At 63.7% G+C, this 26,054-nt stretch carries 24 protein-coding genes; 5 read left to right on the top strand and 19 right to left on the bottom strand.

The annotated features are described in order from the left end of the window. Positions 1 to 226 precede the first annotated feature (226 nt). The 4 genes from VGK27_05830 to VGK27_05815 form a co-directional block, all read right to left on the bottom strand. A complete protein-coding gene (locus tag VGK27_05830) occupies positions 227 to 1,171 on the bottom strand; it encodes an SET domain-containing protein (GenBank protein ID HEY3489626.1) in 945 nt (314 codons plus the stop codon). 148 nt (positions 1,172 to 1,319) lie between these two features. Next, positions 1,320 to 1,958, bottom strand: coding sequence for a GIY-YIG nuclease family protein (locus VGK27_05825; protein ID HEY3489625.1), 639 nt, complete (start codon positions 1,956 to 1,958; stop codon positions 1,320 to 1,322). Between the two features lie 143 nt (positions 1,959 to 2,101). Beyond that, positions 2,102 to 2,560 (bottom strand): hypothetical protein, encoded by a 459-nt coding sequence (locus VGK27_05820; protein HEY3489624.1) that lies wholly within the window; start codon positions 2,558 to 2,560, stop codon positions 2,102 to 2,104. 240 nt (positions 2,561 to 2,800) lie between these two features. Then, entirely contained in the window at positions 2,801 to 3,751 is a 951-nt protein-coding gene (locus VGK27_05815) for an integron integrase (GenBank protein HEY3489623.1), read from the bottom strand. A 754-nt stretch (positions 3,752 to 4,505) separates the two neighbouring features. Here VGK27_05815 and VGK27_05810 point away from each other — a divergent pair. Further along, complete coding sequence (locus tag VGK27_05810; GenBank protein HEY3489622.1) at positions 4,506 to 5,594, top strand: IS110 family transposase; 1,089 nt, start codon at positions 4,506 to 4,508, stop codon at positions 5,592 to 5,594. Between the two features lie 418 nt (positions 5,595 to 6,012). Here the strand turns inward: VGK27_05810 and alaS are convergent, their stop codons facing one another. The 6 genes from alaS to VGK27_05780 are packed head-to-tail and all read right to left on the bottom strand — an operon-like array spanning position 6,013 to position 12,394. Beyond that, positions 6,013 to 8,652, bottom strand: a complete 2,640-nt coding sequence (gene alaS / locus VGK27_05805; GenBank protein ID HEY3489621.1) for an alanine--tRNA ligase — start codon at positions 8,650 to 8,652, stop codon at positions 6,013 to 6,015. After that, positions 8,653 to 9,120: a regulatory protein RecX gene (locus VGK27_05800; protein HEY3489620.1), complete on the bottom strand. Its 468-nt coding sequence runs from the start codon at positions 9,118 to 9,120 to the stop codon at positions 8,653 to 8,655. A 31-nt stretch (positions 9,121 to 9,151) separates the two neighbouring features. After that, a complete protein-coding gene (locus VGK27_05795; protein ID HEY3489619.1) occupies positions 9,152 to 10,276 on the bottom strand; it encodes a type IV pilus twitching motility protein PilT in 1,125 nt (374 codons plus the stop codon). Positions 10,277 to 10,279: 3 nt separating this feature from the next. Further along, positions 10,280 to 11,308, bottom strand: a complete 1,029-nt coding sequence (gene recA / locus VGK27_05790) for a recombinase RecA (protein HEY3489618.1) — start codon at positions 11,306 to 11,308, stop codon at positions 10,280 to 10,282. Positions 11,309 to 11,348: 40 nt separating this feature from the next. Then, positions 11,349 to 11,909, bottom strand: a complete 561-nt coding sequence (thpR, locus tag VGK27_05785) for an RNA 2',3'-cyclic phosphodiesterase (GenBank protein ID HEY3489617.1) — start codon at positions 11,907 to 11,909, stop codon at positions 11,349 to 11,351. Beyond that, on the bottom strand, positions 11,906 to 12,394 hold the full coding sequence (locus VGK27_05780; protein HEY3489616.1) for a CinA family protein: 489 nt from the start codon (positions 12,392 to 12,394) through the stop codon (positions 11,906 to 11,908). The genes thpR and VGK27_05780 overlap by 4 nt, the downstream gene beginning before the upstream one ends. A 105-nt stretch (positions 12,395 to 12,499) precedes the next feature. Here VGK27_05780 and VGK27_05775 point away from each other — a divergent pair, with 105 nt between their 5' ends. Both VGK27_05775 and VGK27_05770 read left to right on the top strand, forming a co-directional pair. After that, positions 12,500 to 14,062 carry a HEAT repeat domain-containing protein gene (locus VGK27_05775; GenBank protein ID HEY3489615.1) on the top strand — a complete coding sequence of 521 codons (1,563 nt, stop codon included), beginning with the start codon at positions 12,500 to 12,502 and terminating at the stop codon, positions 14,060 to 14,062. 18 nt (positions 14,063 to 14,080) lie between these two features. Then, positions 14,081 to 15,466 carry an HD domain-containing phosphohydrolase gene (locus tag VGK27_05770; protein HEY3489614.1) on the top strand — a complete coding sequence of 462 codons (1,386 nt, stop codon included), beginning with the start codon at positions 14,081 to 14,083 and terminating at the stop codon, positions 15,464 to 15,466. Between the two features lie 6 nt (positions 15,467 to 15,472). Here VGK27_05770 and VGK27_05765 read toward each other — a convergent pair whose 3' ends face one another. Further along, a complete protein-coding gene (locus VGK27_05765; protein HEY3489613.1) occupies positions 15,473 to 16,057 on the bottom strand; it encodes a HEAT repeat domain-containing protein in 585 nt (194 codons plus the stop codon). A gap of 162 nt (positions 16,058 to 16,219) precedes the next feature. Here VGK27_05765 and ruvX point away from each other — a divergent pair, with 162 nt between their 5' ends. Both ruvX and mltG read left to right on the top strand, forming a co-directional pair. After that, the gene (gene ruvX / locus VGK27_05760) at positions 16,220 to 16,651 is read left to right on the top strand and encodes a Holliday junction resolvase RuvX (protein HEY3489612.1); all 432 of its coding nucleotides are present in this window, start codon (positions 16,220 to 16,222) and stop codon (positions 16,649 to 16,651) included. Further along, complete coding sequence (gene mltG, locus VGK27_05755) at positions 16,648 to 17,658, top strand: endolytic transglycosylase MltG (GenBank protein HEY3489611.1); 1,011 nt, start codon at positions 16,648 to 16,650, stop codon at positions 17,656 to 17,658. The genes ruvX and mltG overlap by 4 nt, the downstream gene beginning before the upstream one ends. Positions 17,659 to 17,661: 3 nt before the next feature. Here the strand turns inward: mltG and VGK27_05750 are convergent, their stop codons facing one another. From VGK27_05750 to VGK27_05715, 8 genes are read right to left on the bottom strand one after another with little or no spacing between them, the layout of a single operon-like run. After that, positions 17,662 to 18,063, bottom strand: coding sequence for a TraR/DksA family transcriptional regulator (locus VGK27_05750; GenBank protein ID HEY3489610.1), 402 nt, complete (start codon positions 18,061 to 18,063; stop codon positions 17,662 to 17,664). 60 nt (positions 18,064 to 18,123) lie between these two features. Then, on the bottom strand, positions 18,124 to 19,503 hold the full coding sequence (gene rimO / locus VGK27_05745) for a 30S ribosomal protein S12 methylthiotransferase RimO (GenBank protein HEY3489609.1): 1,380 nt from the start codon (positions 19,501 to 19,503) through the stop codon (positions 18,124 to 18,126). Next, entirely contained in the window at positions 19,500 to 20,183 is a 684-nt protein-coding gene (locus VGK27_05740; protein HEY3489608.1) for an outer membrane lipoprotein carrier protein LolA, read from the bottom strand. Before VGK27_05740 ends, rimO begins: the two co-directional genes overlap by 4 nt. Beyond that, complete coding sequence (locus VGK27_05735) at positions 20,180 to 20,839, bottom strand: HAD family phosphatase (GenBank protein HEY3489607.1); 660 nt, start codon at positions 20,837 to 20,839, stop codon at positions 20,180 to 20,182. The genes VGK27_05740 and VGK27_05735 overlap by 4 nt, the downstream gene beginning before the upstream one ends. Next, complete coding sequence (locus tag VGK27_05730) at positions 20,823 to 22,997, bottom strand: DNA translocase FtsK 4TM domain-containing protein (GenBank protein ID HEY3489606.1); 2,175 nt, start codon at positions 22,995 to 22,997, stop codon at positions 20,823 to 20,825. The genes VGK27_05735 and VGK27_05730 overlap by 17 nt, the downstream gene beginning before the upstream one ends. 6 nt (positions 22,998 to 23,003) lie before the next feature. Further along, positions 23,004 to 24,653, bottom strand: coding sequence for a ribonuclease J (locus tag VGK27_05725; protein HEY3489605.1), 1,650 nt, complete (start codon positions 24,651 to 24,653; stop codon positions 23,004 to 23,006). Between the two features lie 40 nt (positions 24,654 to 24,693). Continuing rightward, positions 24,694 to 25,410 carry a lysophospholipid acyltransferase family protein gene (locus VGK27_05720; protein ID HEY3489604.1) on the bottom strand — a complete coding sequence of 239 codons (717 nt, stop codon included), beginning with the start codon at positions 25,408 to 25,410 and terminating at the stop codon, positions 24,694 to 24,696. Further along, positions 25,407 to 25,985 carry a JAB domain-containing protein gene (locus VGK27_05715; GenBank protein ID HEY3489603.1) on the bottom strand — a complete coding sequence of 193 codons (579 nt, stop codon included), beginning with the start codon at positions 25,983 to 25,985 and terminating at the stop codon, positions 25,407 to 25,409. Before VGK27_05715 ends, VGK27_05720 begins: the two co-directional genes overlap by 4 nt. Positions 25,986 to 26,054 lie beyond the last annotated feature (69 nt).

Here is a 26,054-nt window from a genome sequence, read left to right as displayed (position 1 = left end):
ATAATTCGCGTCCTTGGCCTCAGAACCACAAATTCCCATGGCGGACTTTTTTGACACTCCGCGATACAAAACCTATGATTACACCTCGCGTCACAAATTATACCTAATCTAACGTTCTTATTACGCTGTCATCCTAACGCTCAAGTTAAGCTGCAGGGCGAAGGCACGCTTTTACAAACGAAAGAAACAAAAGCGTGACTGAAGGACTGTCAGCTTTAACTTGTTGTTAGGCGTCAGTTAATATTTTATTTTTTAAGTTATCACTATAAGATTCATAATCAGCTAATAGCTCGTCACCTATTTTTATATGTTTCGTCGCAATAAAATCATAATCATCTGTGCATTTCACATTTGTTTTATCTTTTGAATGGTTTATATACCATCCGACTGTCAAGTTATTAAAACTATCTGGACAATAATATTTATTTTCTTTCAATACGCAAAAATCATCAAATAATTTTATGATCTCTGGTGCCAATCCTTCCAATTTATCAGTTGTTACCCAGACCATATTACCTTTATCATCAGCAAATACATTTGTTCCCTCTGGAATATCTCGGATTGCAAAAACACCAACCCCATGAACTGTTGACGGCTTCAGGCGTGTGTATGAATTTGTGTGCGGCAATCCCATTTCGACCTCCAATCCCATAACTTTATTAATTATTTTACCCATTTCTTTTCTAAGCACTTTTGCATCCTTCGCGAAAACCACAAAAACTATTGCCAATGACATCCATGCCCATATTGCTAAAGGGCTTAACTCAATATATGGGATCCCTATATATTTCAACACTGGCAAATGAAGTACAGCAAATATAAATATGCCTATCAAATAATTTATTTCTAATGTGTAATAACAAAAATAATATTCTTCAATCTGGTGAACTTTATCAATATTTTCTTTGAAAAAGAAGTCCCACGAAATGGGATTTTTGCGATCTAGTAAATCTTCAACTATCCCATTTCTAATGGCATCGTATATTGTCCCTGTTGTCCATGCACTTAGAAATAATATTGTTAATGCAAATATCCCATTTATTGTATCTTTTGTTATTAAAGATAACTCGTACCTATGAATGTTAAAATAGGACACAGCTATTAATCCTACCGTCAAAGAACCTGGCAAAATTTCTCCGATTAGCGGTTGATGCTTTAAGTTTTTTATCATTTGGACTTGCCTCCTTTTATTGCTGTACGCCTAACGCCAGCGTTAAGCTGCGAATCGAAGGCGCGCTTTTACCATCGATAGGAATAAAAGCGTGACTGAAGAGTCGTCAGCTTCAACGCTTTGTTGGGCGGTCTGATCTAACACCTACTTATATCTCATCTTCTTTGGTTTCCTCATACTGTTCCGCTTCCAACCTATCTCTTCTGTCAGACAATAATTCTCCGTCATACACCCAATACAATGCCCCATTAACCGATGTTGATTTATATCCTTTAGAATTTAATACCTTTAGTGCTGCTGGTGATAAGCTTAGCAATTCCCCATCTAATATAACTTTACCGCCGTCGCCAACCGTAACAGTTATACTTTCATCTCTAGAAAATGAAAGCACATCTCCTTTATTTATACCTATTGCATTTAATCTCAATGGGGACCTATTCGCCCTTACCCTCTCTAGTGCAATTCTTCCCTCATCCTCTATATCCGCTTTCCCTGGTGTTATTTCTTTATATGTCCCAATACTTATTGCTAATACAATTTTTTCTGGTGAAACCTTAAAAAACTCTCGCCTCTCATTCACCCTATGCTCCTTAAACAATAAATGCAGTTTACTTTCAAGATCTGCTGCATTGTTCACTTCTGCCGCAAAATAGCATTCAAATGGGGCTGGAACTCCACTATTTGCACTTAAGGTTGATATTCGCGATTCCACAGAATCTCCAGTACGTCCTATTTTCACCAACCCCGGCATAAATTCATTTGTAAGCAAGTAAACGATTTCAGGCATTTCGCCTCCATGTTTTAATTTATTTAAGATCCGCCCAACGCCAGCGTTAAGCTGCAGAACGAAGGCGCGCTTTTTACAGCGAGAATATTAAAAGCGTGACTGAAGGGCTGTCAGCTTCAACGCTTTGTTAGGCACCTAAATGCCTAAAACCAATCCGGTTTATAGTTTGAAAATATAATATTTGCTTTATTTAATATATTATCAGCGCTTGGACTATCCTTAATCAAACCAATTCTTTCATGAAATATAATTGCTGTTATCCACTCCCTGCTCTCTTCGTTATATATTGCAATATCACTACAGACCTTAATAATTCTTGAAATATTATTTGCTAGCAATCCAATATTATCTTTATTAATTTTATACGAAATTGGTGTTTCCTCAACAGGTTTTGGGTCATCACCACCGCCGTAAAGCGTAACCGGTTCATATTTGTCTCGCCCTATTAAATATTCCTCAAATTGATTTAATAATATATTTTGTCTTCTTATTTCCAATTCCGGGTAGTACCAAAAAACTATACGACTTCCTCCCAACTCGACAGAGGCGTTGAGAATGTTTTGAAACAAAGATTTTTTAATTTCGCCTGTTATATATTTCATTGTTTAGTGTGCCTAACTTAAATTAGGTTCTTTTTAGTCTGGGTCTGGAAGGGCGATAGACTTGAAACGGAGCGAGATATTGTTGATGGTAACGGGTCCTGAATGGCAATAGGTTGTTGAACGGGTTTGGAATTGTTGGGGGGGAGAGGTTGGGGGGAAGGGCGATAGACTGCGGAGGAGGGGGAAAATGGTGAGGGGGATAGGCTGCGAGGGAAGGGGCGCGATCCGGAACTGTCGACGTTATCGGAGTACGTCCATTGGACTGCGGACGCAACGGCCTCCTCTGTTGAGGACGTGTGTATAAATCATTGTTGTGCTGACGTCGCGATGGCCCAGCAACTCCTGGATCGTGCGGATGTCGTATCCGTCTTCCAGGAGATGCGTCGCGAACGAGTGACGGAACGTATGACAGGTGACGTGTTTCTCGAGACCGGCCAAATGCGCGGCTTCTTTCACTGCGCGTTGAAGAACCGTTTCGTGAAGATGGTGGCGACAATTGTCCCCCGTTTCGGGATCCTCGAACTTGCGGTGGGCCGGGAATACCCATTGCCAACCCCATGTGCGATCGGCGTTGGGGTATTTTCGGGAGATCGCCCCCGGGAGTTTAACGTAGCCGCCCCCTTTCTTCAAATCATTTTCGAATTTTGCCCGGACGTCTTCGAGGTGATGCTTCAAGCGGGGTTCGATCGCTGACGGTAGAATGCTGATCCGATCCTTGCCGCCCTTCCCTTGTCGCACGGTGATCTGGCGATAGCCGAAATCGATGTCCTTTATTCGAAGTTGCAGACATTCCATCAGCCGGAGCCCCGCCCCGTATAGCAGCATCGCGGCGATCAGGTTGGTTCCCGCGAGATGGCGGAACATCGCGGACACTTCCTCCCGGGTCAGCACTACCGGGAGGCGCTGCGGTCGTTTTGCACGAACAACCGCATCGAGCCACTCGAGTTGTATGCCCAACACGTCGCGATACAGAAAGAGAAGGGCGCTCATTGCCTGATTCTGGGTGGACGCAGACACGTTCTTGCCAACGGCCAAGTCGGAGAGGAAATCTTCGACTTCCGCTTTTCCCATCGAACGGGGAGATCGTAATCTGTGGAAACAAACGAACCGGGATACCCAGTCGGAGTATGCCTCCTCTGTACGTCGGCTGTAGTGTCGCTTCCGAATCTCGTTCCGAATGCGATCGAGTATCTCGGGTAGTTCACAGTCTGGCTTTACATCGGCGACGGGAACCGAATTTCCCGGGCATCCGAACTCCAGACCCGAAACGGACAGGGAAATCGGGTTCGGGGGAACCGGGGCGGGATCTCCTGAAGAGGATGTCTCCGAACGAGAGAAGTATGAATCGGGAACGAAACTCGGAAGATCTCCGTAAGCATCGAGCAACCGAGCAAACCATTTTATGCGTTCTCCACCCGCCATCGCCTGTCGTTCGAAAGTTGTGGGGGATATGGAACAGGAGGCCGGAACAGAAACGGCAATCGAAACTCGGCCGGACCGGGACACGGGATTGACACGCATTCTGTGCGGGCCTGGATCGTAACTCATTTTTATGATCTTCCTTATTGCTCCCCGCCTTCAGGTGGGGAGAGGCGACGGGATTTTCTATGGGAAGTATCCCGGTCGGACCAGGATTCTGGACGGGGAGTCCGTTTTGCGGATGAACAGGCGCCTTTTCGGGGGATGGCCGGGCGGAAATGAAACCGGAGAATGCCATCCTCCAACCGGTAGACGGCGCCGTAAACGGCCCTGCGGGCCGGACCACGACGATTGTTTCGCTGCATGAGGACTCCCCCTGTGCCGGTGATGTAGGCGTGCGATGCAACGGGCGTTCCGGGAAGCGGGGAAGGGGTTGGGGAAAAACCGGAACGGGCTGGCGGATATCAAAGTAATGACGATCCGGGCGGATGCGTCGCGTGTGTTCGTCCGGCGGAAAGGAGTTGCCATGCAGAGTCCGGTTGCGTGGGTCGGGATGGACGTCCACAAGGCATCTATCGTGGGCGCGGTCGTCGGGGAGGCTGGGGATGTCGTCGACCGGTGGGAGATTCCGAATACCCCCGTGGGTAACGAACGGCTTGCCGGACGGCTGGCCGTTCTGGGGGACGCCCGGTGCGTTTACGAGGCGGGCCCGTGCGGGTATGCGCTGCATCGCCTCCTGGCGGCCAGGGGAATCCGTTGCGAGGTCATCGCGCCGGCGCTGATCCCGAGGAAGCCGGGCGACCGGGTGAAGACCGACAGGCGGGACGCGGAGAAACTGGCGCGGATGCACCGGATGGGGGAATTGACGTCGATCCTGGTCCCGACGGAGGAGCAGGAGGCGCTGCGGGATCTGCTTCGCTGCCGGGAGGATGCCCGGAACGATCTGATGCGGGGACGCCACCGGCTGGGGAAGTTCATGCTTCGTCGCGGGAGGCGATACGAAGGGAAGGCGTGGTCGAAATCCCACTGGGAATGGTTCCGCTCCCAGGCGTTCGATGATGGAAATGCGCAGACGGTTTTCCTGGAGTACGTCCATATCGTCGAACAGGGAATCGACCGGATTGCTCGACTGGACAAGCGGATCGTGGCAGAGGCCTCCCGGCCTGCCATCGCGCCAATCGTGGGGCGTCTTCGGGCGTTGCGGGGCATAGACACCTTGACGGCGCTGACGCTTGTTTCGGAACTGGTCGATATCCAGCGATTCGGCAATCCACGCGAGCTGATGGCTTTCGTCGGGTTGGTGCCCTCGGAGCATTCGAGCGGGGGAAAGCAGAGTCGGGGGCACGCCACCAAGACGGGGAATGTGCATGCGCGGAAAACGCTCATGGAAAGCGCGTGGCATTATCGGCAACCGCCCGATCGGCCCGGGTTGCCCATCAGGAAACGGAGGGAAAGCCAGTCGCCCGGGGTGGTCGGCATTGCCCTGAAGGCGGAGGCTCGATTGCACAAGAAGTTCGTGGATATGATGGCGAGGGGGAAACGGCCCGGCGTCACGAAGGTGGCGGTCGCGCGGGAACTGGCCGGTTTCGTGTGGGCAGTCGCCAGGGCTGCATGAAAGGGCTATGCGGAACATGACCGTGCCGAAAAACATCGCTGTTGCGGCGGGAATATTCGGAGGACGTGAGAACCCTCGGTCTAACAGGGCGGTCACCCCTTTAAGGGAACCCGCGACTTTTGAGAGAGCGAATCGCGCCCGATGATCGCGACTCCGCGGAATCGCGACCTGTTGCAGCAGAGCGAAGGGGGTGCCGATGACAATCCGGCACCCCCGTTTTTTTCTTCCGGCGGATCGAATCCGGACGCCGATCAGCATAAGACAGGTCCGGACACGACCTGCCTGCGGCCGGCCGGCGTTCGGGGGCCTGCAGCCGCGCTGCGGTGATGCATGAAATAAACCCTCCCGGACGATGGAATGTCCGGGAGGGCGCGAGGGACGTTCCTGGACGGGAGTCCGGGAACAGAATCGACCCGAGCTACTTCGACCACTCCGCGAGCGAGGCGAGCGCCTGGGGGAGGCCGTCGAGGTTGCCGCCGCCGGCTTGGGCCATGTCTTTTCGGCCACCGCCCCCGCCGCCGACGAAAGCGGCCGCCTTCTTGACGATGTCGTTGGCGGAGAAGCGGGCGGTCAGGTCCTGGGTGACGCCGGCGATCAGGGAGCAGCGGCCCTCTTGAACCGAGGCGAGCAGCAGCAAGCCGCTGCCGAGCTTCCCCTTGAGGGCGTCGGCCAGCTCGCGAAGCGCGGCCGCGTCCATCGACTCGACCTGGGCTGCGACGATCTTGACGCCGCCGACTTCGGCCGCCTGGCCGAGCAGTTCGCCGACGAAGTCCTTGGCCACCCGGCGCTTGGCCTCGGACAGCTCCTTCTCGAGCGACTTGACCTGGGTCGCGAGTTTCTGGACGCGTTCGGGGACGTCGGCGACGCCGACCTTGAGCTCGCGTGCGAGGCCGTGGAGCAGCTGCGCCTCGGAACGCATGTGAAGGAAGGCGCCGGGGCCGGTCGTCGCCTCGATGCGACGGACGCCCGCGGCGAGCGCCGTCTCGGAGGTGATTCGGAACAGGCCGATCTCGGAGGTGTTGCGGACGTGCGTGCCGCCGCACAGCTCGCGGCTGACGTCGGGGACGGAGACCATCCGGACGACGTCGCCGTATTTCTCGCCGAAAAAGGCCATCGCGCCCGCAGCGACCGCGGCGTCATAGGCGAGGGATTCGGAGGTGACCGGCTTGCCGGCGAAGATCGCCTCGTTGACCAGGTCTTCGATCGTGGCGAGCGCCTCGGCGGGAACGCTCTCGAAGTGGTTGAAGTCGAAACGCAGCTTGTCGGGACCGACGTAGGAGCCGGCCTGCTTGACGTGGGTGCCGAGCACCTTGCGCAGCGCCGCCTGGAGCAGGTGCGTCGATGTGTGGTTGGCCTGGGTGCGGCGGCGCGTGGGCTCGTCGACCTGGAAGTCGATCGGGTCGCCTTCCTTGAGGGAGCCGGCCAGCAGCTTGACCCTGTGGACGACGAGATCGGGCGTGGGGCGCCGTGCGGCGGTCACGTCGAGGCGGAGGCCGCCCTTGCCCTTGCCGGTGCCCGTGTCGCCGACCTGCCCGCCCCCCTCGCCGTAGAACGGGGTGACGTCGGTGACGAGGTCGGCTTCGTCGCCCTCGGCGACGGACGCGACGCGCGCGCCGGCCTTGAAGAGCGCCTTGACCTTGCCCGCCGCCGCCAGCCGGTCGTAGCCGACGAATTCGACCGTGACGCCGGAGCCGGATAGTTCGGAGGCGACGGCATCGGAGACGCCCACCTCGCCCCCCTTCCAGGAGGCGCGCGACTGGGTGCGCTGCTTTTCCATCTCGACCTCGAAGCCGGCCGTGTCGAGCGTTGCGTTGCGCTCGCGGCACAGGTCGCCGGTGAGGTCGACCGGGAAACCGTAGGTGTCGTAGAGCTTGAAGGCGACGTCGCCCGCGAAGACGGTGCGGCCGGCGGCCTGCATGCGCGCGAACTCGTCCTCGACCATCTTGAGCCCCGCGTCGAGCGTCTCGAGGAAGCGCTTCTCTTCCTGGACGGTGACGGTGTCGATGAACGACGCGCTCTGGCCGAGCTCTGGGTAGGCGGCGCCGAACTCCTTGACGACCTCGCCGGCCACCTGGTGGAGAAACGGCCCGGTGAAGCCGAGCTTCTTGCCGTGGCGCAGCGCGCGACGCATGATGCGGCGAAGCACGTAGCCTCGCCCCTCGTTTGAGGGCAGGATGCCGTCGGCGATGAGGAACGCGGTGGCGCGGGCGTGGTCGGCGATGACGCGCATGGAGGCGTCGTGCGGCTGGTGGTCGCCGTAGAGGTGCCCGGACAGGCGCGCGACCTTCTCGATGAGCGGCCGGAACAGGTCGGTGTCGTAGTTGCTGGTGACGCCCTGGATTACGCCGGCGAGCCGCTCGAGCCCCATGCCCGTGTCGATGCTGGGCTTGGGGAGCGGCGTCTTGACGCCGTGCTCGTCCTGGTTGAACTGCATGAACACGAGGTTCCAGATTTCGAGGAAGCGGTCGCAGTCGCAGCCGGGACCGCACGTGGGCTTGCCGCAACCGACACCCTCGCCCTGGTCGTAGAGGATTTCGGAACAGGGGCCGCACGGGCCGGTGGGGCCCATCGTCCAGAAATTGTCTTTCTCGTCGAAGCGGACGATCTGGGAGGCGGGAAGCCCCATCGTCTTGTGCCAGAGGTCATAAGCTTCGTCGTCTTCGCGGAAGACGGAGACGGTCATGCGGCTTGCGTCGAGCCCGACCTCTTTGGTGAGGAACTCCCAGCCGAGGCGGATCGCGTCTTTCTTGAAATAGTCGCCGAAGGAGAAGTTGCCGAGCATCTCGAAGAGCGTGTGGTGGCGGGCGGTGTATCCGACGTTCTCGAGGTCGTTGTGCTTGCCGCTGACGCGGAGGCAGCGCTGGGCGGTGGTTGCCCGGCGATGCTCGGGGATCTGCTGGCCGAGGAAGTAGTCCTTGAACTGGACCATGCCCGCGTTGGTGAACAGCAATGTGGGATCGTTGCTGGGCACCAGCGAGGAACTGGGCATGATCTTGTGGCCGTTCCGCTCGAAAAAGGCCAGGAATGCGCTGCGGAGCTGGGCGCCGGTCTGGGTCATCTATGCGTCTCCTTCGTCGTCGTCGTCGTTTTCGGTCAATTTTTTCCCGAGCGCCCTGCGGCACGTCTCGAGGGAAAAACCGCGTGAGGCCAGGAACCGGTAAGCCTTGGAGATCCCCTCCCGGCCCGGCGGGATCCCCTCGCGGAATTTCTTGGACAGCGCCGCCGAGGCGGCGTCGAGCTCTTCATCGCCGCCGGACAGGACCCGGACCACGTCGTCGATGAGGTCGGCCGGGATGAGCCGCCGGCGGAGCGCCATCAAGATCTTGGCGCGACCGTACCGGCGCGACTCGCGGTAGACCCGCACGAGCCCCTCGCACAACTTGCGGTCGTCGGCCAGCCCCAGCTCGCGAAGGCGGGAGACCACGGCCTCGGCCTCGGCGGCGGAGAAGCCCTTTTCGGAGAGGCGCCGGAGCAGCTCGCCCTCGCTGACCGCACGGCGCGACAGCATGCCCAGCGCGACGGCCATCGGGCCGCCGGAGGACGCGGCGCCGGCGGTGCTACTTCTTCGGCTCTTCCTTGCGGTCAAAATCGTCCCACGTGAGGTCGGACGTGGAAGAGACGCCGCTCATGCGCAACGAGAAGTCGTCGGGGTTGGACGCCTGCCGCAGCGCCTCGTCAAGCGTGATGAGCCCTTCCTTGAGCAGCCCCATCAGCGACTGGTCGAAGGTCTGCATGCTGTAGCTGACGAACCCCTGCGAGATCGCCTCGCGGATCTTGCGGGTCTTGTCCTTGTCTTCGATGTATTCGCGGACGCGCGCCGTGTTGATGAGGATCTCGACGGCGGGGACGCGCCCCTGCCCGTCGGCCTTGGGCACGAGCCGTTGCGAGATGACCGCCTTGAGAACCGAGGCGAGCTGCAGCCGGACCTGCTTCTGCTGGAACGGCGGGAAGGCGGACACGACGCGGTGGATGGTTTCGCCCGCGTCGAGCGTGTGCAGGGTGGAGAAGACGAGGTGCCCGGTCTCGGCCGCGGTGAGGGCAGTTTCGATCGTTTCGAGGTCGCGCATCTCGCCGACGAGGATGACGTCGGGGTCTTGCCGCAGCGCCGCCTTGAGCGCCGCCGCGTAGGACATGGTGTCGACCCCGAGCTCGCGCTGGTTGATGATGGACTTGCCGTCTCGAAGCAGGAACTCGATCGGGTCTTCGATGGTCATGATGTGGCAGGAGCGGTTCTGGTTGACGAATTCGACCATCGACGCGAGCGTGGTCGACTTGCCCGAGCCGGTGGTGCCGGTGCACAGGACCAGCCCGCGATTTTCGAGGGCGATCTTTTCCATCACCTTGGGCAGATGAAGGTCGTCGAACGACTTGACGCCGGTGGGGATAAGCCGCAGGACCATGCCGACCGTACCGCGTTGGCGGAAGACGTTGACCCGGAAGCGGCCGAGCCCGGGGACGCTGTAGGCGCAGTCGATCTCGTGCGAGTGGTCGAAACGCTCCCGTTGCAAGGGCCCGAGGATGAGCCCGAGCATCTCTTCGATGTGCCGGCTGCCGAGCGGTTCGGGCGTCTTGAGCGGGACCAGCTTTCCGTTGATGCGCAGCGTCGGCGGGCGCCCGACCTTGATGTGGACGTCGGACGCGCCGTATTTCGCGGCCGCGTTGAGGATCTCGTTCAGTTCCACGGCTTAAGCCTTCTCCTCGGGAGTTGTGGCGGTCGCCCCGATGCCGAAGCCGGCCAGGATCTTGCGTCCCAGCTCGTCGGTCATCTCGGGGTGTTCCTTGAGGAAAACACGGGCGTTTTCGCGCCCCTGCCCGATCCGTTCGCCGTTGACAGAGTACCATGCGCCGCTTTTCTCGACGAACCCCTTCTCGACGCCGATGTCGATGATATCGCCCTCGCGGGATATGCCCTCGCCATAGAGGATGTCGAACTCGGCCTCGCGGAACGGGGGGGCCAGCTTGTTCTTGACCACCTTGACCCGAGTGCGGCCGCCGATGACCGCGTCGTCTTTCTTGATCTGGGCGATGCGTCGGATGTCCATCCGGACGGTGGCGTAGAACTTGAGCGCATTGCCGCCCGTGGTGGTCTCGGGGTTGCCGAACATGACGCCGATCTTCATGCGGATCTGGTTGATGAAGATGACCGAGGTCATGGACTTGGAGATGGTGCCGGTGAGCTTGCGGAGCGCCTGCGACATGAGGCGGGCCTGCAGCCCCATGTGGGAGTCGCCCATCTCGCCCTCGATCTCGGCCTTGGGGACGAGCGCCGCGACCGAGTCGACGATCAGGACGTCGACGGCGCCGCTGCGGACCAGCATGTCGGCGATCTCGAGCGCCTGCTCGCCGTTGTCGGGCTGGGAGATGAGCAGGTCTTCGGTGTTGAGGCCGAGCTTGCGGGCGTAGGAGAGGTCGAGCGCGTGCTCGGCGTCGACGAAGGCGACCACGCCGCCCAGCTTCTGGGCCTGCGCCGCGATATGGAGCGCGAGCGTCGTCTTGCCGGAGGACTCGGGCCCGTAGATCTCGATGACGCGGCCGCGCGGCACGCCGCCGGTGCCCAGGGCGATGTCGAGCGAGATGGCGCCCGTGGGGATGACCTGGACATCCTTGACCGGCTCGTCGCTGCCGAGGCGCATGATGGCGCCCTTGCCGTAGTTCTTTTCGATCGCGGAAAGCGCCATGTCGAGCGCCTTGCGGCGGTTGGGGTCGATTGCCATGCGTGTGATCTCCTTTTTGTCTTGGACGATGAAGCCGGATTCAGCCCGAAAGGGGGAAGTCGGCGATCGTGCGATAGTGGGCTCCCGCGGGGGAGAGCAGGCTTTCGACGAGGCGGACGGCCGCCACCGGGACGGCGCCGAACCGGCGCCCCGCGAGGGAGGCCGCGAAGGCGTCGCCCCACCCCGGTGCGACCGCGCCCCGGACGCGGCCGATCGTGACGTGGGGGTGGAACGCTTTCGGTTCGCGCGGGAAGCCCGCCTCGGAAAGGGCTGCCTCGATATTGTCTTGCAATGCCCCGGCCAATTCAAGCGGTTCCCGGAACCCGGCCCAGAGGATGCGGGGGGCGCGCGTCGACGGAAAGGCGCCGGCACCCCCACTCTCCAGCGAGAATGTCGCAAACGGGGAGACAACCCGGTCGAGCGCGTCCCGGACCGCGGGAAGCCGCGCGGGGTCGACCTCCCCCATGAATTTCAGCGTGAGGTGGAGGTTTTCCTCGGAAACCCACGCGACGGGGGGACGAAATTTCCGGAGCGGCCCGACCGCCGAGACGATCTCCCGCCGGACCGCGTCGGGCAGCCCGACGGCGACGAAAACCCTCACGGCCCGGCACCGAGCGCGGCGATCAACAACCGGAGCGATTCGCGGACGGCTGCCGCCCGGACCTGCTCCCGGTCGCCCGGAAGCGCCAGCCGGTGCGGGATGCAGACCCCGGGGGCGGAGACGGCCACCCACACGGTTCCCACCGGCTTGTCCGGCATCCCGCCGCCCGGTCCCGCGATGCCGGTGACGCCCACCGCCACATCGGCGCCGAAGCACAAAAGCGCCCCCTCGGCCATCGCCACGGCCACGGAGGCGCTGACCGCCCCATCGGACGCGATCATCGGCCCGGGGACGCCGAGCAGCGCCGTCTTCGCATCATTGTGGTACGCCACCACTCCGCCGAGGAAATAGTCCGAGCTGCCGGGAACCGCGGTGACCGCGGCGGCCAGGAGGCCGCCCGTACACGACTCGGCCACGGCGAGCCGCAGGCCGGACGCCTTCAGCCGCGTTCCCAGCGTCGCCGCCAGGGCTCCGAATCCCTCCATCAAGGCCCCCTCCCGCCGGAAAAGGATTGACTTGCCCCCATGCCGTCGTAGAATAGGAAGTTATGGTAAATAATACCTTTTTTGCATCGGTCGCAGCTTAACTTTATGAACGGCGAACCGGAAGGCGGACACATCTTCAGGGTCACGCTCGCGCTCGCCGAGCTGGCCAAGGGCCTCAAGGCCGTCACGTTCTACCCCTCCGGGCACCCGTCGCTGGTCCAGCTCATGAGCCGGATCGTCTCCCTGTTCGAGGGGATCCCGCTCCCCGATGCCGGGCTCGAGATCGGCGTCACGAAAAACGCCCTCCTTTTTGAGATACGCCCCATTCCCAACCCCAACAAGACGCTGGTCGATCTCAATCGGGACCTCTACCTTCGCCGCGTCAGCAAGCTCATCTTCCTGCCCGGGATGAAAGAGGAAGAGATGTTCGCCTTCCTGAGCGTCCTCGGGCGGGATCCTGAGACCATCCAGGACGCGGGCGGCCTCGAAAAACTGCTGCCCCGGGAGAACGTCGCCCGCATCTGGGTCAACCGGGTCGACTACGAGAACATGACCGAGCTGCTCAAGAAGCAGCAGGGCGACGAGGAGCTGCCCGAGGAGGCCCGCGCGCGATCGATCCTCAACTCCCTGTTCAACGTCGACAGCGTCGCGCCCGAGCCGGAGACTCTCGACGGCCTGCTCGACCGGCTGTCGAAGGAATCCAGCCCGTCCGCGTATCGCACCCACATCGTGGCGCTCAGCCGGATGATCTCCGAGGACCGGACCGGCCGGAAGATCGAATACACCACGCGCGCCTTCAGCCTTTTCCTGCGCCACATCGACCTGCCGCCGGGCGGAAGCGCCGAGATCGCCGAGCTGGCCGGCCGCGGCATCAAGGAGATGGCGACCGACGAGATGGTCTCCCACTACCTGTTCGCGTTGCGCGACAAATCCCGGGGCGACCGGCAGGAAGTCGAGCGCATCCTCGCCCTGTTCCAGGAGCGGTCGGTCCGCCCGTTGATCGACGCCCTCGCGGTCGAGGAAGACCTGCTGGTCCGCAAGGGCATCGTCGAGATCATCACCCGGATCGGGCGCCAGGCCGTTCCCGTGATCCTCGAAAACCTGGCCGATGCCCAATGGTATACCGTCCGCAACATGCTCACCATCCTGGGCAACCTGGGGATGCCCGATCTCGCCCCCCAGGTCGCCGCCACCCTGTCGCACCCCGACGCCAGGGTCAAGAAGGAAGCCATCAAGGCGCTGTCGCGCCTCGACCATCCGTTCTCCGTCTCCGCCCTCGGGGAGCTGTGCTTCCACGCCGAGGAATCGGTGGCGCTGACCGCCGTGGCGGCGCTGTCGGCCAAGAAGGAACCCGAGGCCGTTCTCGCCCTCTACCGGCGCGCGGTTCGCAAGAGCATGTTCTACCCGAACTACCGGTTCGCGCAGGAAGCCATCGACTCCCTGCGCGCGATCGGGACCGACGAGGCGATCACCGCGCTCGACGAGATCATCCGGATGAAGGTGCTCTGGCATTCGCGCCGCTTCCGCGAGATGAAGCTTCACGCGCTCCGGGCCATCGCCAAGGTCGGAAGCAACCGGGCGAAGGAGGTCCTCCGGAGCTACTTGACCGACGAGGACGAGATGCTCCGCACCGAATCGAAGCGGTCGCTGCGCCGCTTCGAGCCCTAAACGCCGCGGGAGGCCGGCATGGAGCGCAAGAAACAGGAGCAGGCGGTCACCCAGATCATCAAGCTCATGGGCGTCTCCCTGAAAAACCGGGGGCTCTACCCTTCCTCCCACCCGCTCGTCCGGACACCCGTCGAGCAGTGCCTCGCGCTGATCCACCCCTTTTTCGACCATGAGAACGAACTGGCGCTGGCCATCTCCGACGGGACGCTCGTGCTCGAGGGGGTGCCGATCTTCACGCTCACGTCCTCGCTCGAATTCCTGATGACCCGGCTCGGGCGGATCGGGGTTCCCGCCCTGATCTTCATGCGGGGGCTCGATCTTCCCGACATCGACCAGTTCATCCGGTTCCTGCATGAAACCAAGGCCGAGGGAATGCTGGCCGACGAGATCCGCGACCGGCTGCTGGCCCTGGGCATCCGGCACATCCGGGTGATGCAGGCCGAACCGGAAGCCGACGACGACCACGCGGTCGCCAAGACCATCTATGCCAACGCGATTGCGGTCGTCGCCTCCGTCCTGGGAGAGATCCGGAGCGGGCGCATCCCGTCGGGCGCCGAGACGGTCAAGGTGGTTTCCGACATGGGCAGCATGCTGACGCGCAACCGGGACGCCCTGCTCGCCCTTACGCTCATCAAGAACTTCGACGAGTACACGTTCAACCATTCGGTCAACGTCTCGGTGCTGGCATTGACGCTCGCGGACCAGATGGAGATCGGCGACGAGGCGATGGTCGAGGTGGGCGTGGCCGGACTGCTGCACGACATCGGGAAGACGCAGCTCGCCCTCGACCTCATCCGGAAACCGGGCACGTTGACCGCCGACGAATTCGAGGAGATCAAGAAGCACCCCGATGAGGGATTCCTCCTCACGGGGAAGATGTCCGACATCCCGACGACGGCCACGTACATGGTGCGCGAGCATCACATGCACTACGACCGGTCGGGCTACCCGAGGACCGGTCCCGGCTACCGGCTCTACCAGCACAGCGCCATCATCTCGGTCGCCGACTGCTACGACGCGCTGACCACCATGCGCTGCTACCAGGCGCCGCGCACGCCTTCGGGCGCCCTCCAGCTCATGGAGGGCGAGGCGGGCAAGGCGCACCATCCGGGCGTGGTCGCGCAGCTCCGCAAGGCGATGGGCGATTTCCCCGTGGGCACGATGGTCCGGCTCAACACGATGGAGGTGGGCGTCGTGACGGGGACGGCCGAGGGGTTGCGGGCGCCGAGCCGCGTGGCGATTCTGTTCGAACGGGACGGCAAACCGATGCTCCGGCCCGAAGAGGTCGACATCGACCTGGGCTACGGAGGGCCCGGCGCCGGGCGGATGGTCATGCTGGCGGTCAATCCGATGCTGTTTCCCTACGCGGCCGCCAGTACCTACCTCAACGCGGCGGCGAGCTAGCCCCTTTTACCGGGCAGCGGCGATTTCGCTCCATTCCCCGAGTGCCTGGGCGGCGGCGGCCCGCACCGTATCGTTGCCGTCCACGGCCGCCTGCACCAGCCGGGGCCACGGCGCGTCGGCGGTTCGGGCGTACGCAACGAGCGCCTTTCCCTTCACGAAGGGGTCCGGATCGGCCAGGTACCGCTCGACCACGGGCGCGAGCTCCTTCCGGCGCGAGCGGCCCAGCGTCTCGATCAGGTTGCCGAGCACGATGCCGCGCTCCTTCGGCAACCGCTCGACGATCGCCTTGAGGACGGGGACGGCCGGGAAAACCGACAACTCGCGGGCGGCCACCGCCCGGACTTCGGCATCCGCATCGTCGAGGGCGGCCATCAGCAACCCGAGCCCCTCCTGCCCGCCGATCTGCCCCCCGGAATAGACGGCGCGGATGCGCGCCTCGACCGATCCGGTGCGCAGCTCCTGGAGCAGCCCCGCGACCGACCGGCGCGCACGGACCGCGTCGAAGGCCTCCGAGGCGGCCTCCCGGACCTCCGGGGAGACATCCCCCATCAACCGCTGCAACGCTTCCTCGATCTGGTCGACCTGGGCCATCCGACTCCTTGTTGCCGGTGCGGGATACGCTTCGTCACCGCCCCGCCGGCCTTTACGACACTATAGTGTTTACCGGAGCCCGCGGCGAACGTCAATCCGCGCGGCGCAGGTTGACGGCGGCGGCGACCGGAACGTACACTCTCCCACCGGAGGATTCACCACTTGGGCGACATCAAGGGACGGCTTCTCGGCTTCGACTACGGCAGCAAGCGGATCGGCGTGGCGCTGTCGGACCCGCTCGGCATCACGGCACAGCCGCAGCCGGCGATCCGGCGGGAAGGCGACCGAAAGGACGTCGCGTTGATCGCCGAGATGGCCGGGCGCCTCGAAGTCTCCGGCTTCGTCTTCGGGCTGCCGCTGCACGAGGACGGCAACGAGGGAAAGATGGCCGGGATGGTGCGCCGGTTCGCGGACAAGCTGCACGAGGCGACCGGGCTGCCGGTCGAGATGTGGGACGAGCGCTTCACGACTGCGCAGGCCGAACGCACGCTGATCGACGCGGGCGTCCGCCGCGAGAAACGCCGGGAAGTCCGCGACAGCATGTCGGCCGTCTTCATCCTCCAGGGCGTCCTCGACCTCCGTAACCGCCGATGAAGCGAACCCTCAAGAACCGGCTCGGCTGGGCGCTGGCGGGGCTGGCGGCCGTCCTGGGCCTCCTCGCATACCAGATCCTCACGCCGCCGTCGCGTGTCGGCTGGACGCCGCGCGTCGTGGTCATCCCCAAGGGCAGCAACTCGGCCGCCGCGGTCCGCCTGCTGGCGAGTTCCGGCGTCATGCGCCACCCGACCGCCTTCCGGCTGCTGGTGCTGGCCACCCGGACCGGGCGGAAGCTGCACTTCGGGGAATACACGTTCGATACGCCCCTCGCCCCGATCGACGTCTGGCGCAAGCTGGTCGGCGGCGACGTCACGAAGTATACGGTCACAATCCCGCCGGGCTCCAACCTTTACGACATCGCAGCCCTTTTGGCCTCGAAGGGACTCGTGACGGAGGAGGCGTTCCTCGACGCCGCGCACGACCGGATGCTGCTGGCCCGGCTGGGGATCGACACCGCGTCGGCGGAGGGGTTCCTGTTCCCGGAGACGTACCAGCTCGTCAAGGAACAGACGCCCGAGGAGATTCTCGAGATATTCAACCGGCAGTTCCGGAAGCGGTTCACCGACGAGATGGCGGCGGCGGCCCGCAAGCAGGGGTTCAGCGTCGCGCAGATCCTCACCATCGCGTCGATCATCGAGAAGGAGACGGCCGCGCCGCAGGAAAAGCCGCTCGTGTCGGCGATCATCCGCCGGCGGCTGGCGCTGGGAATGCCGCTCCAGATGGATCCGACGGTGATCTATGGGCTGAGGCTGTTCGGGAAGGACATCACGAAGAAGGCGCTGCAGACGACGTCGCCCTATAACACGTACACCACGACCGGGCTGCCGCCCGGCCCCATCGCCAACCCGGGGATGGAGGCCATCGAGGCCGCCCTCAACCCCGCCAAGGCCGACTACCTGTATTTCGTGGCGCGCGCCGACGGCACGCACGCCTTTTCGAGAACCCTCGAGGAGCACAACCGGGCCGTGGCCCGGTATCGGGCAGTGGAGCGCACCCGGGAATAGAAGCTACTCTTCGCCCTCGCCCACCGCCGGCGCCTTGCGCAGCGCATCGTCGGGCTCTTCGCGCAGGTATTTCTCTTCGCGCTCCATCTTTTCCTGGCATTCGACGCAAAATTTCGCGAACGGCATGACCTTGAGGCGGGGCTTGGGGATCTTGACGTCGCACTCCTCGCACAGGCCGTAGGTGCCGTCCTCGATCCGCTCGAGCGCCTCGTCGAGCTGGCTGAGCTTCTTCTTTTCGCGGTCGGTCAGGATCATGTCGAGCTCGCGCGTACGCTCTTCGGACACGGAATCGATGATGTCGCCGATGTCCTGCTGCGGCCCTTCGGTCGTTGCCTTGGAGCGCCGGGCGATTTCGAGGACCAGGTTCTCCCGCATTTTCGTAAGCATGTCCTTGATCGTCTTCATGCGCCGACTTCCCCCGGACGGATTTGAAAAAGCGTAAGTATACGCATTGCTTTCACGCTGTCAACGACTTTCGGACGGCAGCGCCCGGGCTCGGAGATCCCATTCCCGGGACGAGGCGACCCGCGCCCGGACGAGGTCGCCCGGCTTGCCCCGATAGCCCGGCAGCATCACGTTGCCGTCGACCTCGGGCGCCTGCCCCCGGTGCCTGCAGACCGCCGCCCCCCGGGCCGGGACCTCCTCGACCAGCAGCTCGACCTCGGAGCCGACCAGCGCCGAGTTGCGTTCGGAGAGGATGTCGGCCTGCGTGTCCTGGACGATCCGGAGCCGCTCCTGCCGGACCGCTTCGGACACCTGCGGCTTCATGCCGTGCGCCGCGGTCCCCTCTTCCCGCGAATAAGGGAAGACGCCGAGGTAGTCCCACCGGATCTCGTGCATGAAATCGAGCAGGTTGTGGAACGCCCGCTGCGTTTCGCCCGGAAAGCCTACGATGACGGAAGTGCGCAGGAAGATTCCCGGAATTCGCGCCCGAAGCGTTTCGACCAGCCGGCGCAGGTCGTCGGGCCCGTAACGGCGCCCCATCCGGCGAAGGATGTCGGGATCGGCATGCTGGATCGGGATGTCGAGATAAGGGACGATCTTGCCGCCCTCGGCCACGAGGTCGATCAGCGCCTCGTCGATGCCGGACGGGTAAAGGTAAAGCAACCGGAGCCACCGGAGACCGCGCACCTTGCGAATATCGCGCACCAGCCCCGGAAGCGCCCCCTTTTCGCCGCGATCGGTCCCCCAGGCGGTGATGTCCTGGCCGATGAGGGAAATCTCGCGGGCGCCGCTGCGGACAAGCATGCGGGCCTCGGCCAAAAGCGCGTCGCGGTCGCGGCTCTTGAGCGGCCCGCGGATCAGCGGGATCGTGCAATAGCTGCAGCGGTTGTCGCACCCCTCGAGCACCTTGAGGAACGCGGCAGGGGCCCCCGCGACGACCTTGCGCCGGAGGTAGTCCGACTCGGAGAGCGCCCCCTCGCCCACGCACGATCGGGGGGCGGCCGGTCCGGCGGGACCGGCGGTCTCGCCCAGCATGTCGCGCAGCAGGCCGGGCAGCGACGGGATGTCGCCGGGCCCGAGGAACAGGTCGACCTCGGGCAGGAGCCCGGGCAGCTCTTCCCGATAGCGGCGCGGGAGGCAGCCGGCCACCACCAGCTTGCGGAGGCGTCCCTTCGACTTCTCGGCCGCCAGCGCCAGCACCTCGCCGATCGATTCTTCCTTGGCCTCTTTCACGAAGCCGCACGTATTGACGACCGCGACGTCGGCCGGGCCGCGCGAAACCACCGTGAACCCCGCGTCGGCCAGCATGCCCGACATGACCTCGGCGTCGACGGCGTTCTTGCCGCAACCCAGCGTATGGATCAGGACGGTGCCCGGGACGGGCGCGGCGCGGCGCGTCATTCGTTCACCACTTCGGTGCCCGCGGGCTTCTTGAAGCGGAACAGGTCGGCCGGCAGCGACGGGTTGAAGGCGATGCCGTCGAGGTAGAGGTGGTTGGCGCTGCCCAGATTGTCGTAGAGATGGATCTCGACGATCCGCAGCCCCTCGTTCTCGACGACCAGGTCGATCCGCTTGACTTCGGGGGCGCCGTCGCCCTTGGGGATCAGGCGAAGCGCGGTCGCCGTCCCCTTCCTCAGCGGCTCGGCCGATTCGACCGAGAACATCGACGCCATGTTCCCCTTGCCGAAGAAAAGGAGCAGCGGGATCTTGCCGCCCAACGCCCCTTCCCCGATCTTCTTCCGGAACACCTGCCGCGAATCGGACGGGCGGAAATAGAGGAAGGCGCCGTCAGCCAGGAACAGCTGGTTGTCGGGCTTCGTGTAATTCCAGCGCATCCTGCTCGGGCGCGCGAAATAGAGGTCGCCCGACGCCTTGCGGACGATGCCGAGATTCTGGAGCGGCACCTCTTGCCGGAACCTGGCCGATAGCGTCTGCACCGCGCCGTATTTCGCGGAGACTTTCGCAAACAGCGCATCGCCGCTGCCCTTGTCCGCCGCGCCGGCCTGGCCGGCCGCGACCAGGGTGAATGCCGCAAGCGCGGCGGCGACGGAGCGCGTCATGCCCATCAACCCGTTCTTCATGCGTTTTGCCTTTCTGTCTCGTCGGTCCGGACGCCGAGCCGGAGCAGGTCGTGCTCGAGCTTCGCGACGCCGGCAAAGGTCAGCCCGTGGAGACCGGCAAGCCGTGCCCCCTCGGCGTATTCGGGAATGTCGTCGATGTAGACGCAGGCGCCTGCCGGAACGCCCAGCTTCGAGACCGCATCGGCATAGATCCGGGGATCGGGCTTGAGCGTCTTGACCCGGTAGGAGAGCGTAACCGTCGAAAAGCACGGAAACGGGGGCGACGACCGGATGTGGTGCCGAAAGTGCAAAGGGTTCGTGTTGGAAAGCAGGCCGACCGGGTAGCGGGAGGCCAGCCGCCGGATGAGATCGGCGGTGCCCGCGATCGGGGCGAAGAGGTCGGTGTAAGCCGCGACAAACTCGGGCATGGGCATCTCGGCGCCGGTGCGGGCGATCACGCAGCGATAGAACGCCGGCGAGCTGATCGTTCCCGCCTCGTATCGGGCATGGAGACCCGAGTCGTAGATCTCGGCCGAAAGCCGCGGGATCGACAGCGGAGAACGATCGGCCAACTTCCGGAGGAAGCGGCCGGTGTCGACCGTCGAGACCACGTTGCCGAAATCGAAGATGACCGCACGGACCTTCGATGCGCCCCGCCCGCTAGTCGTGGCCGCCACCGTATACCTCGCGCGGCTTGCCGCCCTCGGAGGGGCCGACGATGCCCTGACGCTCCATCGCCTCGACGATGCGCGCCGACCGGTTGTAGCCGATCGACAGCCGACGCTGGATCATCGACACGGAGCAGCGGCCGGCCCGGCGCACCTCCTCGACCGCCCGTTCGAAGAGCGGGTCCTGCGCGGCGTCGGCCTCGTCTTCGTCTGTTCCGGCCGCCGCCGCCGCGATCGACTCGTCGTAGACGGGCGCCCCCTGGCTCTTGAGGTGCTCGACGACGCGCCGCACCTCTTCGTCGCCGACGAACGGACCGTGCGCCCGGATGAGCCCCGCGGCGCCCGGCTGCAGGAACAGCATGTCGCCGTTGCCCAGGAGCGCCTCGCCGCCGCCGTGGTCGAGGATGGTCTTGGAGTCGTAGACCGAGGTGACCTTGTAGGAGATGCGCGCCGGGAAGTTGGCCTTCATGAGTCCCGTGATGACGTCGACCGAGGGGCGTTGCGTCGCGACGATGAGGTGGATGCCGACGGCCCGCGCCTTCTGGGCCAGCGTGATGATCAGCGCCTCGACCTCGCGCTTGGACGACGTTCCCATCATCAGGTCGGCGAGCTCGTCGATGACGATGACGATGTAGGGGAGCCGCGCCAGCTCCTCGGTCTCGGCGCCCGCCGCCCTGGACTTGGCGCGCGACGCAAGCTTCTTGTCGATGGTCTGGTTGTAGGCGTCGATATGCCGGACGCCGCTCTCGCTGAGCAGCTGGTAGCGGCCGTTCATCTCGCCGACCGCCCAGCGGAGCACGCCGCAGGCGGCCCGGGGATCGGTGACGACGGGATGGCGCAGGTGCGGGATGCCGTCGTAGGGCGACAGCTCGACCATCTTGGGGTCGACCATGAGGAGCCGGACTTCCTCGGGCGTGGCCCGGTAGAGGAGCGACAGGATCATCGAGTTCATTCCGACGCTTTTGCCCGCGCCTGTGGCGCCCGCGATCATCAGGTGGGGCATCTTCGCCAGGTCCCGGACGATCGGCTCGCCGAAGAGATCCTTCCCGATGGCGATAGCAAGCGGCGAGGTCGAATCGGCGAAAGCGCGACAGCCGAGGATCTCGCGGAGAACGATCCTGGAGCGCTTCTCGTTGGGGATCTCGAAGCCCATGACGCCCTTGCCGGGAATGTTGGGGACCACGCGCACCGCATCGCACCGCATGGCCAGCGCGAGATCGGCCGCGAGCGCGGCGACCCGGCTGATCTTGACGCCCGCCGCGGGCCGGAACTCGTAAGTCGTGACGAGCGGCCCGGTGCGGATCTCGGTGACCGTCCCCTCGATGCCGTGCTGCCGAAGCATCTCGAGCAGCGCGTCGGCGTTCCGGCGCAGCGTCGCCTCGTCGGCGCCCGCCTCGGGCGGCGGCGCCGGCTCGAGGAGGTCGAGGGCGGGCGGCACGAACGCCTTGCCGGGGCCGTCGACGGCGCGCGGCGCCTCGTCGACGTAGGGGGTCGCCGCGACGATGCGCGGAGAGGGGGTCTTCCGGGGATCGGCAGACGGCTCCCGGGGGTCCTTGCCGCGGGGGGCGGGCTTATCCCACGCCCCCTCCTTCGGGGCAAGCCGCTCCTTGACCATCGCGCGCACCTCGTCGCTGCTGCGGGAGCGGCGCCAGAGCGACGGGATTCCCGAGAGGGAGGAGCCGGTGAGGAGCATCAGGGAGAAGAGGAACATCGCGGAGAGGCAGAGGACGCCACCGACGGTGTTGAGCATCCGGCCGAACAGGTTGACGCCCGGGAGGCCGACGATGCCGGGCAGGAAAACATCTTGCCCCAGCAGGCGGACGTGCCCCGTGAAGAAGCTCAAGCCTCCCAGCAGGGAGCAGACGGCCAGCAGGCCGCCGAGCGCCCGCGTCCACTTTCCGCCCATCTCCTCGCCCCGGAAGGTCCACCAGGCCAGGCCGATGCACAGGATCGGGAAACCGACGGCGCCGATGCCGAACGATTGCAGCAGCAGGTCGGCGAAGACGGCCCCGACGCGGCCGCCCCAGTTGTGGACCGGCGCCTCGAAGGAGCTCCATGTGGAGAGCGAAGGATCGAACTGGTCGAACGAGATGAGGGAAACGGTGAGGAAGAGCCCCAGCGTGAGGAAGACGATCGCCAGCGCGTCCCTGCGGATCTTTTCGCTCATCTTGGGCTAGAGCCCCACGATGACGGGAAGGATGACCGGCTTGCGGTCGAGCCGCTTGTTGAAGAAGCGCCGTACCGCCCGGCGCACCTCGTCCTTGAACTCGGCGTAATCCTTGCGGGTCTCGGGCCCGGCCGCTTCCCAGCAGGCGAGCACCGCCTCGCGCGCGCCCGCGACCAGCTCTTCGTCGTCGTGCTCGGTCACGACGCCGCGCGTCATCACGTCGGGACCGTAGAGGATCTCGCCGGTCGTCGTCGAGATGGCCATCAGCACCATGACCAGCCCCACCTGGCTGATCTGGAAGCGGTCCTTGAGGACGAACCCGTCGACATCGCCCACTCCCTTGCCATCGACGAAGAGGCGGTTGACCTCGAGCTCGCCGGCGCGGGAGAGCATGCCATCGGTGAATTCGAGGATCTGCCCGTTGAGCGCCAGCTCGACGATCGGCACCCCGAGCGACTGGGCCAGCCGGAGGTGGCGGATGAGGAGCCGCGCCTCGCCGTGCACCGGGACGAAGTGGACCGGGCGCACCGCCTCGATCATGCGGACCAGGTCGTCGCGAGTGGCGTGCCCCGAGACGTGCACCTCGGAAATGCTGTCGTAGAGCACGTCGGCGCCGGCGAGGAACAGGTGATTGATCACGTTGAAGATGGTGCGCTCGTTGCCGGGGATGAACTTGGAAGAAAGCACCGCCGTGTCGCCCGGCTTGACCTTGATGTACTTGTGCTCGCCCAGCGCCATGAGCGTGAGCGCCGAGCGCGGCTCGCCCTGGCTGCCGGTGGTGAGGACGACGACGCGGTTGTCGGGCAGCTCGGACAGCCGGTCCATGCTGGTCAGCACCTCGGGGTGCGGAAGCTTCATGTAGCCCAGCTCCTGGGCGGTGTTGACGTTGCGGACCATGCTGCGGCCGGACAGCGCGACCTTGCGGCCGTTGCGCCAGGCCGCGTTGAGCACCTGCTGGACCCGGTGGATGTTGGAGGAGAACATGGCGACGATCACCCGGCCGGACGCCGCGGCGAATATTTCGGACAGCGCCTCGCCGACGAACGCCTCGGACAGCCCGTGCCCCTCGCGCTCGACGTTGGTCGAGTCGGAGAACAGGGCGGTCACGCCTTCTTCGCGCCCGAGCCGCGCCAGCCGGTCGATGGCGGTGGGGATGCCGTCGGGCGGGGTGTCGTCGATCTTGAAATCGCCGGTGTGGACGAAGATCCCCTCTTGGCATCGAAGGATGTAGCCCACGGCGTCGGGGATGCTGTGGCAGACCGGGAACGACTCGATTTCGAACGAGCCGACCCGAAAGCGGCCGGCGCGGGGGACGACCTCGAGCCGCGCCTTGTCGAGGCCGTACTCGGCCAGCCGGTGGCCGACGAGCCCGAGCGTCAGCCGGGTGCCGAAGACGGGGACATCGTACTCTTTCAACAGGAAGGGGACCGCGCCGATGTGGTCTTCGTGCCCGTGGGTCAGCAGGACGCCCGCCAACCGGGGGGCGACGTCGGCCAGTATCGCGAAGTCGGGGATGACGTAGTCGATGCCCAGCATCGTCTCGTCGGGAAACATGAGGCCCGCGTCGACGAGCAGCGCGGTCGCGCCGTCGTCGAACAGCATCGCATTCATCCCGATCTCGCCCAATCCGCCCAGCGGAACGACACGCAGCGTCATGATGCCCTCTTTCTCCTCATCCCGTCGTTTTTGCAGCGAATCAGGATATCACACGGGCGGCCTGCTGCGCCGCCAGGATCGCCTCGCGCGCGAGGCGGGTCAGCTCCTGCGCCCCGTGCGGATCGCCCCCCGTAGCGGACCGGATCGGCGGGAGCACGCGGAGCGTCAGGGTTGCGGGATGGACCCGGAGCGCTCCCTTGGGCAACGCAAGCCGCGATCCGTCGATGAAGACCGGGACGACCGGAACGCCGGCCCCTTCGGCGATGCGGAAGGCGCCCGACTTGAACGGGCCGATCGTGCCGTCGGCGCTGCGCGTGCCCTCGGGGAAGAGCACGATGCGCTCGCCGCGGGAGAGGCGCAGCCCGGCCTCGCGCATCATGCGGACGGCGTCGCGCCGGTCGCTGCGGTCGACCAGCAGGTTGCCCGCGGCCACGATCGCGCGGCCGAACAGGAAGACGCGGCCGAGCTCTTTCTTGGCGACGAAGCGGACGTCGCCGGGAACGGTCGCCAGCAACAGCGGAATGTCGGCGAGGCTCTGGTGGTTGGCGACCAACATCGCGCCGCCCGGAGGGAGGTTTTCGAGCCCGGAGACTAAGATCTTCCAGCCGGCGAGGCGGGCGAACGCGCAACCCCACCAGCGCATGACCGCCGCGGGCCATCGTTGGCCCCGGCCGACCGCGCCCGCGACGACCGTCGCCGCAGAGCCGCCGATCATCAGGGCGAGGATGGCGAGCGATCGGAATATGTCGGAAATCACCAGTCGGAGGCCTCCCGGAAGCTGTAGAACGTGCGATCCCCGATTATGACATGATCGAGCACCTGGATGCCCACGATTCCCCCCGCCGCGCGGAGGCGGCGCGTCACCTCGCGGTCTTCGACGCTGGGCGAGGGGTCTCCGCTCGGGTGGTTGTGGACCAGGATGACGGAGGCGGCCCGCTCGCGCACCGCCTCGGAGAACACCTCGCGCGGGTGGATCAGGCTGCCGTCGAGGATGCCGACCGAAACGCGGATCTCCCGGATCGCGCGGTGCTTGATGTCGAGCAGGAGCGTGTGGAACTGCTCGACCGGGATGCCCGCCAGCCGGTAGCGATAGCGCTCGAAGATGTCGGCGGCCGAGCGGTGGGGCGCGCTGCGGTCGGCCGGCGCCGAAAGGGCGCGACGCGCCAGCTCGAGCACCGCGTCCCAGCGCGCCTGTCTCGGGGGGTCGGCCGGTTGCGGCGGGCCGCAAACGAAGCGGCGCATCCCCTCCCGGTCGTCCGGAAAGGCGACCCGGAACAGGTCGGCCTCCCCCGCGTCTTCCAGCGAATAAAGCCTCTTGCGCGAGTCGTTCATGTTTCCTCCTGCGGATGTCGTGCAGGGGGTGTATCAATTTTCGTTCCCCGCGGTGCGACGGGGATCGGC

The organism is Candidatus Deferrimicrobiaceae bacterium (genome assembly GCA_036504035.1).
GTDB lineage: Bacteria > Desulfobacterota > Deferrimicrobia > Deferrimicrobiales > Deferrimicrobiaceae > JANXPS01.
The sequence above is the reverse complement of the archived record's forward strand: the minus strand, read 5'-3'. Positions and strand labels throughout refer to the sequence as shown.